We start from the raw sequence: 14,479 nt of genomic DNA on the forward strand, positions 1-14,479 counted from the left end.
AATAGATAGATGAGACAGGAGTAAAACTTATAATTTAATTCCTCTTAATTTAGTAAGCGATAATAGCAATTAGGAGGGCATTATGGCTTATCTAAAAGCTATTTGTATTGGGTTACATGAGCTAAAATGGCGATAATTCGGATGGAAGAAACACATTTCATCTGCTGGAAGATTGTATCAGTTTATAAATAGCAGAGCTCTAGGGTTTGCAAGATCATTTTGGTTTGGAAGTCGTTGGTATGATGTTTGAGTTCAATAATCAACTGTCATTACTTAAAATATATGTTAGGCAGAGCACTTAATAGATGCAAAATTGTATTTAATACATCAGAAATGGCAAAGAAAACAACGCAGATTATCAATAGAGTACAAATTGATTGAACATTCTGTTGCTCATAAATAGTGCAACAATAGTATGAATTTAGATGATTTTATGAACTATGTATCCTATAAATGCTAGGAAAAAATAGCTTTATAGAACAAGCTTTGTTTCTATTGAAAACAATATTACACAAAGGAACTTTGGGAATAGAGATAATTTGCCTGCATTTTTAAGAAAATTATGAGCGTGCCTGCATAAGGCGTCATAAAACCATGACTATGGTAAGAGCCATTGATGTTCCAATTCATGCTGAATTTTATAAGATTAGGATTCATATTTTAATCTTTAAAAAATGTCGAAAAAGAGAAACATTTTTTAAGAATAAAAAGTTCTTTACATAGTATAACCAATATAAACATGTATGGCTATTATGTGATGAGTTTTCTTCTAGAAGGGGAATATTATTTGGATAATATGCTTGCTTTGATTGGAAATCTTTTGTGTTAAAAGGTAGAGGTGAGGTGCGATGGATCATTTTTATGTTGTGGAGAAGAATTGATGAGTTTTTTTCGTTGTATTGGCCGTTCTGCCTTATTTATGTTGGATCCAGAGCAAGCACACGGTTTAGCGATTCTTGGGCTGAAAAGTGGATTAAATGGTTGTCAAAAGGTTATCGACAAACGTTTGTGTGTAACTGTTGCTGGTCTTGAGTTTGAAAATTTTATTGGTCTTGCAGCGGGGTTTGATAAAAATGCAGAGGTTGTAGATGGTATTTTTCGGTTAGGATTTGGTTTTACTGAAATTGGGACAGTGACACCAAAGCCTCAGATTGGAAATCCTAAACCACGGCTTTTTCGTTTAAAAGAAGATGAAGCGATTATTAATAGAATGGGCTTTAATAATGACGGACATCAAGTTGTTTACAATAGATTGCATGCGTGTAAAAAAACTGGTGTTATAGGAGTCAACATTGGAGCCAATAAGGATACGGTCGATAAGATTGATGATTATACTGTTGGTATTGCTCATTTTTATGATGTTGCTGATTATTTTACGGTTAATATTTCTTCTCCTAATACACCAGGTTTACGTGATTTACAGGCCCGTGACAGTTTGCATCTTTTGTTGAGTGCAATTTCGCAAGCGCGAAATGAGCAAGAGAACAAGCATGGATTCTCCATTCCCATTTTTTTAAAAATTTCTCCTGATTTATCAGAGAAAGAATTAGATGATGTTGCTGAAGAAATAAAACTTTCTGATTTTGATGGACTCATTGTTTCTAACACAACTCTTTCACGCCAAGGTCTTAACAATAGTCACTTCCGTAATGAAGAGGGTGGGCTTTCTGGACGTCCACTCTTTGAGCGTTCTACTATTATGCTTGCAAAAATGCGTCAAAAATTAGGGAAGGAGATTGCAATTATCGGTGTTGGCGGTATAAAGGATGCACAGACTGCTTTGGAAAAAGTAAAAGCTGGTGCAGATTTGATTCAATTATATAGTGGGATGGTTTATGAAGGTCCAAATCTTGTCATAACTATTCTGCAAGAGGTTTTGCAGATGATGCAACAAGATGGAGTTGATAACATAAAAGGCTATCGTGATCATAGTCTTGAGCATTGGGCAAAATTTCCTTTGTAAAAAACGCTTTTTTCTTCACAAAAAATTGCGAGATTTTTTTAAAGGGGCTTGCAAACTTTGTTGATCTTCCTTATGTCACATAAGCAAAGAATAAATGTTTACGAAATCGTGAACAGTTATGATACATTTGATTTTATGCGGTTGTAGCTCAGTTGGTTAGAGCGCTGGTTTGTGGCACCAGAGGTCGTAGGTTCAAATCCCACCAACCGTACCATTGATTTCCTTACAACTTTTCTCATTCTCCTTTCCAGTGTTTTGTAAAGCGGTTAAAAGACGCAGTTTTCGGCGTTTTTTGCCTTTGACTGATAACAGAGCCGAGGCCTTGCGCGGGTGTATTTTCCTCTTTTTCGCCCAAAATGGCCAAAACGTCTCATTGAGCGGAGACTTTTTTAAAAAGGTCTCCGCTCAATTTATATTTATTTTTCAATATGTTATAAAATTGCTCATTTTTGGTCGGTATGCATCTTGTGGGTGGCGCGCGTGATACGAACCTAAGGCCTCTGTTTAAGTAGAATCGCTATAATTCCCCTATAAGGTTTTGTTTTTTTACAGTAAGCTTGCAATATGCATGAAAATAAATATTCTATTCTTCTATACTGAGCATAAGGGGAAATGCAGTGATGAGTATAATAGCGGGTGAAGATAAAATTGATTAGCCTTTTACTAAAGAAACCCTTTACTATTTTTTATGCCAGTGCTGGTGTCTGTGAGGAAAAACGTAGACATATTATGTTGTATCTCATCAATAAATATATTACATGGATTTGGGTTATCATATTTTTTGCTAATGGGCTGCCCAATGTTTTTTTGAAGGGACTCCCCAGCTTTGGTGGATCAATATGGGTTTAGTTTGTGTTGGTATCTTTTTTTCTAAATATTTTCCTAACATGATGCGATATTTTTATCGCATCAAACATCATGGAGCATAATATGTCATTGTTTAACATTCTGACTGGAACTCCTTTATGGGCCTGGATTTTGCTTATTTTTCTCATTGCGAGGGGAATAATCGCATTGAAAGATAGGGAAATGAAGGTTAACCGCCTTTTTCTATTGCCGTTAGTCTTTCTTTTTTTGGGCGCAAGCGATGTGATTAAAGAGCTGGCGTTCCTGCGCTGGGGAGCAGTCTCAATGTTGGCAGGGCTGATGATCGGCGTTGGCGTTGGCTGGTTGCTCTGGCGTGCTACTGCGCGTTTAAAAATCAAAGAAGGAACGGATTTCATTATTCTGCCTGGTACGCCGTTGACGCTGACATTTATTCTTATCGCTTTTGTCATCAAATTCACATTGATTGTTTTTCTCAAGGTTGTACCTGATTTGAAATATGCATTTGATTTTAACCTTCTTTTTGGTCTTTTAAGTGGGTTCACTGGTGGTGTGTTTTGGGGCGGCACATTAAATTTATATATAACATTTCGAAAAAATATAAATTAGTTCCTATATCCTTAGCTGTTGATGCTTCTGTCAAGTATTATGATACAGAAGCGTCCGCTGTTTTACGTTGAAACTGCGGCTGCTATACGACTAAGTGGCCTTACGTCTGAGTATGCAAGAGCGGCAGAGTTTATACAGTCTACGCCATAATATGTGGAGCACTCTTGCGGGAATGAGTGCATTATTATTGCGATATACATGTAACCCTCTAGCTAATATTATATTAGTAAGGCTGTTTTTTGAAGCCGCTTGTAATTACGGTGTGTTTTTAAAGAGAACGTTCGAACCGATGTATCGCTTGCAGTACCATTTCTCTTTATAAAACTATTCTCATTTCTTTTAGAAATCTGCACTTCTCAGCTTTTTTTGCGTATGATCGATAACGTAGTTAAGATCCTTGAGATAGTGAATTTTTATCTCTTTTTGCTAAAAATGCTCAAACCATCTTATTTAGTCGAGACTTTGTTTAAGAAGGGATCTTCTAAATTTATTTTTTCAATAGGATATAAATTTCTCGTTTTGGGTGCGCGGTAAACTTATAGCAGCAATAAGCTTAGGTTTATTGGTTCTAAGCGTGGAGGGAGTTGAGCTATCCAATGAAAAAGAATAAATTGCATTTTTGTCTAACTTTGTGAACACACACTATTTTCTGGACTAATCGAGGAAATAGAACATTCCTGTGTTGAGAGGATTAGACAATGAGTTGTAAACAATTAGAGCAAGAAATAGCCACTGTAAAGTATACGTTAATGTAGGAGCCCAAAGCCTTATGGCACACTTATTTCAGTGACGATTATTTAGGACAAACGCATCATGTGCTTGTGGTGTCAAAAGGCTATCAATGAGGGCAAGATTTACAAAAGCTTGAAAGCTATTGCTAAGCATATTACCGGCATCAATTGGAATGGCCATTTGTTTTTTGGCCTTGTAAGGCGGGGATGAGAGGATGACTGGGGACAAGAAAGGTGCTTAAACAAGCGATAAAACCAATACGCGGCGCTATATATAGACGTAAAACCGAAGAAGGTTTAAAGCAAGAGTTTAACTGACGGGACGACAAAAAGAAGCAGACGAAAGCTTTGTTAAAGCTTACCGTCATGAAGGTTGGCAATTAATACCAACGTTGCTGATAATGTAAAAATCATGCCGCAATATATTTAAGGAGCGAGTGCAAGAGATTAATACATTCCTATGGCAGATTGTAAAAGCATGGTTTGTACATGAGTCTAATTATATGATTGATAAGGCAATACAAATCACTCAGGGATAAAATGATAAGAGCTATATTTTATTATGAATCTGACACACAGTATAAAACCTATAAAGGCAAAGCGTTTTATGGCATGGGAAGGATTTTCAGCTTGCTGGTGGGCGTTTGAGGGTGTTTTTACACACCGTGAAAGGTATTTTAGCAAATCTTGCTTGTGCGGACAAGGGAGAACTAGAAGTGGATGCTGACATAATCCCTTGTGAAATGGTTTTTATTGCGTCAAAATAAATGATGAAGAAATTTATGTTTTCGTTGGCAGTGATAGTACTTGTATGTGCTTGACCAAGCCACATGTGACGCAATTTTAAAATTACCCATGGTGGCATGTCGTCAAATTGACGATACAGCTCTTCGATTTGTAAGAAATATGACAAGGCTAAAAGATAGACATATTTGGGATGTGCTTGTGCCAATTGATAAGCTTATTGATAATATTTGTAAGTGCCATAATAGCACACAAGAAAAAATATAAAATAACCGCCTTTATTATGCCAAACAGCGGCTAATTTAGGGCGCGAAATTATTGCTTTTTCAAAGTAAATCAAAGAAAGGCAAAATGATCAAAATGTGGTAATGCGAATTGATCTAGCCGACTTGCGTAAGCAAAAAGACATAAAACAAGCACAAGAAACTTTAAAAAATAAAGAGAACAGCTTATATGACACTTTTCATGAAAGTAAATTTGCAGAGGATATAGAAATAAATAGGATAAAAGGAATTGCGACGTACAAAAGAAATATTCATAGACATATTTTATACTAAGCGTAACGGAGAAGCGCAAAGATGAGTATAATAGCGGGTGAAGATAGAATAGAGGGCATGAGTCAAAGCCCTGTTAATCCAGACATAGAAAAGTTAAAAGCAGCCTTTCCGCAATGTTTTGCTGAGGGAAAGCTGGATATAGATCAGCTTCTTAATCTATGCGGCGAATATATTGATAATGATTTTGAGAAGTTCAAATTTGAATGGAAGGGCAAAGGAGCAAGTTTAAAGCTTGCACAAAAGCCTTCACTAGCGACATTGCGCCCGAAGCGCGAGGAGAGCGTAAACTTTGATAATACACATAATCTTTATATTAAGGGCGATAATCTTGAAGTGTTAAAACTTATCCAGCGGGCTTATTTTGGCCAAGTGAAGATGATCTATATAGACCCGCCCTATAATACGGGGAATGATTTTATCTATGATGATGATTTTAAAGACCCATTGGCGCGATATAAGGAAGTGACCAAGCAGACAACGAAGTCAAACCCTGAGACAATGGGGCGGTTTCACACGGCTTGGCTCAATATGATTTATCCGCGCTTGCTTTTGGCACAGACCTTATTGCGTGACGATGGGGTGATCTTTATCTCGATTGATGATCATGAGGTGCATAATTTGCGCAAAGTGTGCGACGAGGTGTTTGGTGAAGAAAATTTTGTTGCTCAATTGGTGTGGGAGAAGGTTCACACGCGCAAGAATTCAGCGAAATATTTTTCTGTCAGCCATGAATATATTATATGCTACGCAAAGTATAAGGAGAATTTCAAGAGAAACCTGTTACCGCGACCAGATAGTTCAGCATATAAAAATCCTGATAATCATCCTAAGGGACCTTGGAAAGCGGACCCCATTACGGCTCATAAACCCTATGCGGCCAATTATACAATTACCAAGCCGAATGGGGTGGTTCTGAAAAGGCCGCAAGGGCGTTATTGGGCTTTTAGCGAAAAAGTTTTGAAAGAAAAAATTGCTAATGATGAGATCATATGGGGCGAAGGCGAATCCTATCCTATGATTAAAAGGTTTTTAAATGAGACTCAAGATGGGTTGGTTCCTACGACTTTTTTCGGCAAGGAGATCGATGCCAATTTTGATGAAGAATTTGCAGGAATTTTTAAACGAGAGTTTTCAGGTGATACCGCTTTTTCCAAACGTGAAATTGATCAATTAATGCATGTTCAAGGATTGTTTGAATATATTAAACCTACCAAACTCATAAAATTGCTCATGCAAATCGGCATGAACAAAGACGACATCATTCTCGATTTTTTTGCTGGCTCTAGTACAACAGCGCATGCAGTGATGGCTTTGAATGCCGAAGATGGTGGCAATCGCAAATTCATCATGGTGCAATTGCCTGAATTGTGTGATGAGAAGAGCGAAGCTTATAAGGCTGGTTATAAAACTATCTGCGATATAGGTAGCGAACGTATTCGCCGCGCTGGTGCACAAATCAAGCAAAAGCATGAAGCAGAATTCACAAGCAAGCAGCCTTTAGACATCGGATTTCGCGTGCTAGAGCTCGATAGTTCCAATTTTTCCATATGGGACGATAGCCCGATTGATCCGAATGCACTTGATGTTAAAGAACAATTGCAAATGCGTTTGGATCATATTTTACGGGGGGTGAATTCCGAGCGCTCTCATCAAGATATTATCTTCGAGATCATACTTAAATATGGTTGGCCATTGGATTTAAAAATTTATCCTTTACCAATCAATGGCAAAAAATTCTATTATATAGGTGAGAGCGAAGGCGATGTCTTAGTGATTATAGCCATAGACCCGCCCTTGGACCCCGAAGATGCGGAAGAGATGATAAAGTATTTGCCCGTAAAAATCGTAGCGCTTGATGCGGCCTTTAAAAGTGATGAGGCGCTTATTAATTGCGACTTTATCTTTAAAGACAATGAAGTAAGTTTTGATAAAATTTAAACTATAGAGAGACGATTGGGGCGGCGATATGAAACTTAAATTTAAACAACAAGAATTTCAAAATGATGCCGTTAAAAGCGTCATTGATTTATTTAAAGGCCAACCACGACGAGATTCTTCTATTTTCTTGTGTTCAGAACAAGGACAATTAGCGTTAAATGAATTTGGTTATGGTAATCAATTATTGATTAGTGATGAAACTATATTAGCAAATTTACAAGAGGTGCAACAGAACAATAAACTCGTGGCGAGTAAGGCGCTAGAGCAAAAGCAGTTTTCTATTGAGATGGAAACGGGAACAGGCAAAACTTATGTTTATAGCAAGACGATTTTTGAGTTAAATCAACGCTATGGCTTTATCAAATTTATTATCGTCGTACCAAGTGTTGCTATTCGCGAAGGGGTATATAAATCACTTCAAGTAACAAGGGAGCATTTTCAAGCAGAGTTTGATAATCTGCCCTATCGTTATTTTATTTATAATTCAAAAGATCTTTCGCAAATTCGCCAATTTGCAAGCTCTACCAATATTGAAATTATGATTATCAATATTGATGCATTTAAAAAAGCGGAAAATATTATCAATCTTCCGCAAGATAGACTGAATGGCGAAAGTGCTATGCGCTATATCCAAGATACAAATCCGATTGTGATCATAGATGAACCGCAATCGGTGGATAGTACAGCAAAAGCGAAAGAGGCTATTGCGAGCCTTAATCCGCTTTGTGTTTTCCGCTATAGTGCCACGCATAAAGAGGAGATTAATCTTTTATATCGTTTAACACCTGTTGATGCTTATCAAAAAGGACTGGTAAAGCAAATTTGTGTCTCTTCTAATCAGATAGAGCAAGATTTTAACCGTCCCTATATTGCCTTGAAATCCGTATCACACAAACATGGCTTTAAGGCGCGCTTAGAGTTGGATATTGCGGGAAAGAATGGCACTGTGAGCCGCAAAACAGTTACAGTGAGACAAGGCGATGATCTGTATCGCGTTACGGGCGGGCGTGAGCTTTATAGGGGTTATATTGTTTCGGGTATCAATTGCATGGCGGGGGATGAAGCTGTTGAGTTTTCTGATACTGAAGTTGTCAAATTTGGCCACGCCCTTGGTGATGTGAATACAATAGAGCTTAAACGCGCGCAAATTTATCGCACTATAGAAACACATTTAGATAAAGAATTGCGGCTTGCGCCTTTAGGGATTAAAGTTTTATCACTTTTTTTTATTGATGAGGTGGCTAAATATCGTAGCTCTGATGAAGAGCCAGCACTTTATGAGCGTATGTTTGAAGAATGTTATGAAGAGCTGTTGACGAAAAAGAAATATGCCTCCTTACGAACTAAGTTTGCGCAAAATGTTCGAAATGTGCACGGCGGTTATTTCTCGCAAGACAAGAAAGGCGTGTATAAGGATACAAAGGGCGACAGCCAAGCTGATGATGACACTTATAACACGATTATGCGTGATAAGGAGTGGTTATTATCTTTTGCATGCCCCTTGCGTTTTATCTTTTCACATTCTGCCTTGAGAGAAGGCTGGGATAATCCGAATGTGTTTCAAGTGTGTATGTTGATTGAGCAAAAATCGAATTTTACCGCACGGCAAAAGATTGGTCGCGGTTTGCGCTTGTGCGTAAACCAACACGGTGAACAGGTAGAAGATAAAGATATAAATGTGCTGCATGTCATGGTGAATGAAAGCTTTGCTGAGTTTGTGAGTACATTGCAAAAAGAATTAGAGGCGGATATTGGTTATAAACTTGGTACATTGCAGATGGAGCATTTGGTTGGCCGTATTTATGAAGATGTAAAATATGTGGCCGCTAAAGTGGAAGTATCGCAAGCACAAAAAATTGTTAAAATACTTGTTGCAAAAGATTTTATTGATGAGGCGGGTGTCGTTAAAGTAGATCAAGATTTAGTGGCGAGCGAATTTGAGGCTATAGGGGCGGAGGAAATGCCACGCGAATTGCGTCAAGAAATTGTGAAAAAAACTGATGCGGGCGCGCTTATTAATGTTGAGACGCTGCAAGATCTGATTTATATGACAGCTGTGACGGAAACAAAAATTCTGTCTTCGCAAGAGGCTGCTGATATATTGGTTGAGTTGCGTGAAAAAGCCTTGCTTACATCAGCAGGAAAAATCACAGATACATTAAAAGCGCAATGGGCGACTGGGACGTTAGATTTAAGTGAACGTTTTAGTAAAGGGCAGAAGCAAGCTGTGCTGCAGGCGCTAGAAGCGAGCCAAGCCATGCCGATTATTCGTAATGCTACGCGCGAGGTGCGGGTTAAGCTTAAAAAGCAAACAGTGGCTTCACCAGAGTTTTTGGCCTTGTGGGAGAAGATCAATAAAAAGACCACTTATCGTGCAAAGCTTGATCGCACAGAGTTTGTTGCCAAAGCAGTGGATGCAGTGGAAAAAATGGCGCCAGTTGCGCCCGCGCATTTGGTTTATCAGACAGCAGAGATAGAACTGGATAGTGCTGGTGTGACCTATGAAGAGCAGTTATTAAAGCAGAGTGCGCTTGATTATAGTTTTTGTGCACTGCCGAACATTGTACATTATTTGACCTTAAAGCTGAAATTAACCACAAAGACAATTATTGGTATTTTGACCAAGAGTGGCCGTGAGCATGAGTTTGTAAAAAATCCACAAGCTTTTTTAGAGCGCATAGAAGAAATACTCAATAAAACCCATGTTAATCTTACAATTGATGGCATTAAATATTTAAAGCTGGTCGGGCAAGAATATAGTGTGCAAGAGCTTTTTACCAGTGAAGAGCTTGTGGCAAATTTAGAGCGTACAGCTGTTGTGAGTGAGAAGAGTGTGTATGATCATGTGGTTTATGAAAGCAGTGTGGAGAAAGAGTTTGCACAAAGTCTTGAAAATGATCCTGAAGTCAGATTGTTTTTTAAACTACCAAGAAGTTTTAAAATAGCCACTCCCATTGGTTCTTATACGCCTGATTGGGCAGTTTTTTTAGAGCGAGATGGCGAACAAAAGCTTTACTTTGTGCTGGAGACAAAAGGGGCAAACAGCGAGTTTGATTTGCGACTTAAAGAAATACTGAAGATTAAATGCGGCAAAGCGCATTTTGCTGCACTGCAAACGAGCGTTGCGTTTAACGACCAGCCGGTGATAAATTGGCGTGAATATAAGCGTACTTTGCCCGAAGGGGCGCATGAGTTTCCAAGTGCTGCGGTGGTTGTTACAGAATGATTGGAGCATGAAATACTTAAGGGGGAGGGGAGAAAAGCTTTTTATATCAAAATAATAAATTGATAAAAGGTAGTTATAATGTACACTTCATGTTGAATTTAATTGTTTTCATTTAATACAGGAGGTAAAGTTATGAAAACTAAAGATATGTATAAACCACTGAAAAAAAATTAAACGGGTTGATGTTGCTGCGCTCAAAGCCCGAGCAAGTGAGCAGAAAATGGCTGCTTGAGGCGCTTCTATGAATTGAAGTTTTAAAATATACAAAGCTGGCGGCAAAAAAAGCTGCCAGCTTTATAGCTTTTGGATATATTAATGACGATAGATTATGAAGTTAAAAAGTTGCTCTATGGCTGTGGGGCAATGAGCGAGGTTCGGCTGATTACAGGTTCCTTCCATGCTTTTTTTTCTTGTCTATGGGCGTTAGTATAGCACAGTTAGCCTTATTGCAAATTGTGTTTAGCGCGGCTATTTGTATTTTTGAAGTGCCTTGTGGGATTTTAGGAGATAAAATTGGCGTTAAAAAAATGTTATCTTATCATGTTTCTTTTTTTCGCTCTTCTTCTTTTTATCTATTTACGCGCCTAATCTTTCTGTCTTAATTCCGGCAGAAATTATATATGCTTTAGGCTTTGCTTTATGTTCTGGCGCTGATAGCACATGGATTAAAGGCTTAATCGACGGCGGTGGATACAAGGGTAGTTTGATCTACCACCAAGTAAACGTCTATAAGCGGGAACTGATGGCATTCATGAATATGGTTGCTGGTGCGCTAGGTGTTCTTATTGTTTTGTGTATGGATAATTATCAGTCGGCATATTATTTTTGTTCTTTCGGGTTTCTCGTGCTTGTATTCTTGTTTAGTCGGGTGACGGGGATAGGTATTGCATCCGCTTCGGATAGTCAGTAAATAGACTCGGGTTCTTTGTTGCATGCAACAGAAGCTTTTACTTATTTAGTTACCTCAAAAATCGGGTTATATTACATATTGATATGTGGTTTTATTGTTGCTGCATTGCAGCCAATATTTCATTTTTGGCAACCTTTTATTTTGGGACAGACAGGAGTATTAGACAATGCGACAGGAAAGACTAAAATTCTTATTCTTGGCCTGTGCTTTGTGTCTTATACTCTCGTAAAATACTTATTTAATCGCTTTGTGATTAAATATCTTATGCAAAAATATGCTCCTATGGCGATAACTTTGTGCTCACTCGTCCTAAGTGCTGTTGTTATGCTTGCTCTGCTTCTCGTTGCAAACAGTTGGGCTCCTATTATTTTATTCACCGTATTTCACAGTTTTTTTCTGTTCCTATGACGCAGTTTGAAGCAGAATTTTTTAAACATATTCAACAAAAGAATGCAAATACGGTTTTATCCATTGTTAGTTTTCTTGCGCGTATTTTTGGTATTTTAGCGCTTGTGCTGATTGTTGGTTGGCAAATAATGTTTGTATAGAAGCAGCTTTTTGTTTTGCCTTGGTTTGTATATGTTCAATTATCCCGCTTAATTTGGCTTGGCTTTATACTGATAAAAAGTTAATAAAAAACGAAGAGGTCTGAGAGTGAAGATACAGTTGAATAGGGACTTGCCTATGACTTACATAAAGACACAGGAAAAAATAGTGTGTGGGTCATCTTATATGGATTGAGTCGAAATTAATAGCTGTCCATCGTTTTTAGCAGAGATGCTTACCGATTTGAATGCGCCAAATGATTGTGCTGTTATTCTCCAGAAATATCGCGAACGAGTATATCAAGAGGATATGATATTGATGTGTTGTTAAATGAATACTTCAGATTGGATTCGGAGGAGGCCAAAATTATTATTTTTGAGGAGGGCAATCATTCATATGAAGTCTCTATAGGTTTTGTGATGTGGACATGGTGCGTATAGTTATAGAATGCTCTCCTAGTGAGTGCTAGATGGTGCTTTTGCGTTCGTAAAATATTGTGCGTTGGTTGTTGAACTAAAGTTTCATAATTTTAGATCGTAGAGCGGTGGGGCATCGAGGTGTCTTATGTATCATAAACGCTCTTTTTTAATTGGTGTATAGGCACAATGGATTGTAAAAATGCTAATGCCTGTGTTTTTTGACAACTTGGTCGGCTTTGTTTTTTTTACGTATGTAAGCAGCGAGTAAGCAAAGGTTAGCACAGGTGTATTACTTGCAGTACCAAAAAGTTTGATTAAAAATACTAAAAATGGATATACAAGACGAACAAACGGCTCGCTGAGGATCTTTTATCAATGACTGTAGTTGCTTGGGGGCATAATATTGTACAAAAAACCAATAAAGGTGCATTGCGCTTCTTTTTTAAGAACTGGGCATCTCCTCTTACCTTAATGCGTTCTCATTATGCATCCTTTACACAAGACTTGTGATGGAAAGACTTTACGGAAAAAATCAATGTGTTTTGTTTAAAAGATCCGAGCTTAATATGCCCTTCAATATGGAAGGGTATTTCACAATGTTTGTTGTGATGAAGCAATTGCTCTCTCTTGGCATGCCACTGGCTGTTGGGTTTATCTCTCAGATGATGATTTCCTTCACAGATGCAGCGCTTGTAGCGCATTTAGGCGTGCAAGCCTTGAGTGGTACAATGTTAGCTCTGAGTATATTTAGTTTTGTTATGTTGTTTGGGCTAGGTATTATTACCGCGGTTGCACCAAAACTTGCGGAAAGTTTTCGTAGACAAGATAGATATGCATTGAAGGCATGGTTTGATCAAGGAATATGGCTTTCCCTTGTGATTGGAATGATGAGTGCGATCATTTTACTCAACACGAGAAATATTTTGTGTTTTCTCGGCCAAGATGGGACAATTGCCAATATAGCGCAGGAATATAATAGTGGTGCTGCTATAGGGGTGGTGTTTTTTTATCTTTATGTGAATAGCCGGGGATTACTGTCAGCAATTGGTAATCCAAAGCCGTTAACCTGGGTTATGCTTGCGGCTATCCTTGTGAATTTTCTTATCTCTTGGCCGCTTATTTTTGGTATAGGTTCTGTAAGCGGATTAGGTGTCTTTGGTGCAGGAATTGCGAGCAGTTTGATCCGTATTTTAATTGTTATTGCAGCAGCAATAATTTTGTCCCGCAATTCTGCTTTTCATTCTTTTCGCTTTAATTATTTGAGACCAAAGTTAGAGATTTCACGAATAATAAAATTGCTGCGAGTAGGGCTACCCATTGGTATACGTATTCTTATTGCGGAGGGCTTTCCTTCGTTCATTGCATTCATGATTACGGTTTATGGGGTCGAATCTTTGGCCGCGCATACGATAGGGATGCGTCTCGATATGCTTATTTCTGTGGTGGCTTTGGGGATTTCCAGCGCAGCCGCGACAATAGCAGCGTGGTATAGAGCAGATAGGAATAATATGGCTCTAAAACAATTGCGTATGAGTGTCACTGTTTTTGCTGTAGCTTATGTCTTGTTTTTATCAGGGATTGTTTATCTCTCTTATGGATTCATCCTTACAACCATCTTTAATATTTCTTCAGAACGCGTTATTGTTTTCTCTTGGAAGTTGCTTCCGTTCATCTTATTGTCTTTTTCTTTTGGCACTTTAGGAGCTATGCTCAATGGCATACTTGTGGGCTTGCTTGATACGTTTTGGTCAACAATTGTTGTAGCAATAAGTTATTGGGGGTTAGGCCTATTTGGGGGAGCACTAATGGCGCATTTTTTTGAATATGACTTTATTGGCTATTGGCTTGGCATGATTGGTGCAAGCTTAATCGTTTCTCTCTTTAATTATATGCGCGTGGGTTATTTAATAAAATGCAATCCTATATTTGGGGCAGAGTGAGTGTTATAAAAGCGCTTGTAAAGCACTAGCTGTGAAGGCTTAGCTACTTATCGTCCATAGAGGCTGTTTTA

Annotated in this window: 10 protein-coding genes and 1 tRNA gene; 10 read left to right on the plus strand and 1 reads right to left on the minus strand. The window is 38.2% G+C overall.

Going from position 1 to position 14,479, the window contains the following annotated elements; genetic code table 11:
• Positions 1–880 precede the first annotated feature (880 nt).
• From ACFINK_RS00060 to ACFINK_RS00075, 4 genes are all read left to right on the plus strand, one after another.
• The gene (locus ACFINK_RS00060) at positions 881–1,963 is read left to right on the plus strand and encodes a quinone-dependent dihydroorotate dehydrogenase (RefSeq protein ID WP_375627812.1); all 1,083 of its coding nucleotides are present in this window, start codon (positions 881–883) and stop codon (positions 1,961–1,963) included.
• 137 nt (positions 1,964–2,100) lie between these two features.
• A tRNA-His gene (locus ACFINK_RS00065) sits at positions 2,101–2,177 on the plus strand.
• A 716-nt stretch (positions 2,178–2,893) separates the two neighbouring features.
• Entirely contained in the window at positions 2,894–3,397 is a 504-nt protein-coding gene (locus ACFINK_RS00070; RefSeq protein ID WP_375631507.1) for a hypothetical protein, read from the plus strand.
• An 813-nt stretch (positions 3,398–4,210) separates the two neighbouring features.
• Positions 4,211–4,339: a DUF2924 domain-containing protein gene (locus tag ACFINK_RS00075; RefSeq protein WP_375631508.1), complete on the plus strand. Its 129-nt coding sequence runs from the start codon at positions 4,211–4,213 to the stop codon at positions 4,337–4,339.
• Between the two features lie 414 nt (positions 4,340–4,753).
• Here ACFINK_RS00075 and ACFINK_RS00080 read toward each other — a convergent pair whose 3' ends face one another.
• A complete protein-coding gene (locus ACFINK_RS00080) occupies positions 4,754–5,080 on the minus strand; it encodes a hypothetical protein (protein ID WP_375637995.1) in 327 nt (108 codons plus the stop codon).
• Positions 5,081–5,450: 370 nt separating this feature from the next.
• Between ACFINK_RS00080 and ACFINK_RS00085 the strand changes: the two genes are divergently transcribed.
• The 6 genes from ACFINK_RS00085 to ACFINK_RS00110 all read left to right on the plus strand — a co-directional run bounded on the left by ACFINK_RS00085 (position 5,451) and on the right by ACFINK_RS00110 (position 14,408).
• Positions 5,451–7,367: a site-specific DNA-methyltransferase gene (locus ACFINK_RS00085; RefSeq protein ID WP_375637998.1), complete on the plus strand. Its 1,917-nt coding sequence runs from the start codon at positions 5,451–5,453 to the stop codon at positions 7,365–7,367.
• A 28-nt stretch (positions 7,368–7,395) separates the two neighbouring features.
• On the plus strand, positions 7,396–10,593 hold the full coding sequence (locus ACFINK_RS00090; RefSeq protein ID WP_375638000.1) for a restriction endonuclease: 3,198 nt from the start codon (positions 7,396–7,398) through the stop codon (positions 10,591–10,593).
• 742 nt (positions 10,594–11,335) lie between these two features.
• A complete protein-coding gene (locus tag ACFINK_RS00095; RefSeq protein ID WP_375631516.1) occupies positions 11,336–11,503 on the plus strand; it encodes a hypothetical protein in 168 nt (55 codons plus the stop codon).
• 296 nt (positions 11,504–11,799) lie between these two features.
• Complete coding sequence (locus ACFINK_RS00100) at positions 11,800–12,051, plus strand: hypothetical protein (protein WP_375638002.1); 252 nt, start codon at positions 11,800–11,802, stop codon at positions 12,049–12,051.
• A 792-nt stretch (positions 12,052–12,843) separates the two neighbouring features.
• A complete protein-coding gene (locus tag ACFINK_RS00105; protein ID WP_375638004.1) occupies positions 12,844–12,978 on the plus strand; it encodes a hypothetical protein in 135 nt (44 codons plus the stop codon).
• Positions 12,979–13,064: 86 nt separating this feature from the next.
• Positions 13,065–14,408 carry an MATE family efflux transporter gene (locus ACFINK_RS00110; RefSeq protein WP_375638005.1) on the plus strand — a complete coding sequence of 448 codons (1,344 nt, stop codon included), beginning with the start codon at positions 13,065–13,067 and terminating at the stop codon, positions 14,406–14,408.
• Positions 14,409–14,479: the final 71 nt, after the last annotated feature.

Origin of the sequence: Bartonella sp. AA16NXGY (assembly GCF_042197325.1) — a bacterium.
In the GTDB taxonomy this organism is placed as follows: domain Bacteria; phylum Pseudomonadota; class Alphaproteobacteria; order Rhizobiales; family Rhizobiaceae; genus Bartonella.

Excerpts from the sequence above, each read along its gene's own strand:
- ACFINK_RS00060 (WP_375627812.1), top strand. The coding sequence starts at position 881 with ATGAGTTTTTTTCGTTGTATTGGCCGTTCTGCCTTATTTATGTTGGAT.
- ACFINK_RS00070 (WP_375631507.1), top strand. The coding sequence starts at position 2,894 with ATGTCATTGTTTAACATTCTGACTGGAACTCCTTTATGGGCCTGGATT.
- ACFINK_RS00075 (WP_375631508.1), top strand. The coding sequence starts at position 4,211 with ATGTGCTTGTGGTGTCAAAAGGCTATCAATGAGGGCAAGATTTACAAA.
- ACFINK_RS00085 (WP_375637998.1), top strand. The coding sequence starts at position 5,451 with ATGAGTATAATAGCGGGTGAAGATAGAATAGAGGGCATGAGTCAAAGC.
- ACFINK_RS00090 (WP_375638000.1), top strand. The coding sequence starts at position 7,396 with ATGAAACTTAAATTTAAACAACAAGAATTTCAAAATGATGCCGTTAAA.
- ACFINK_RS00095 (WP_375631516.1), top strand. The coding sequence starts at position 11,336 with ATGGCATTCATGAATATGGTTGCTGGTGCGCTAGGTGTTCTTATTGTT.
- ACFINK_RS00105 (WP_375638004.1), top strand. The coding sequence starts at position 12,844 with ATGACTGTAGTTGCTTGGGGGCATAATATTGTACAAAAAACCAATAAA.
- ACFINK_RS00110 (WP_375638005.1), top strand. The coding sequence starts at position 13,065 with ATGTTTGTTGTGATGAAGCAATTGCTCTCTCTTGGCATGCCACTGGCT.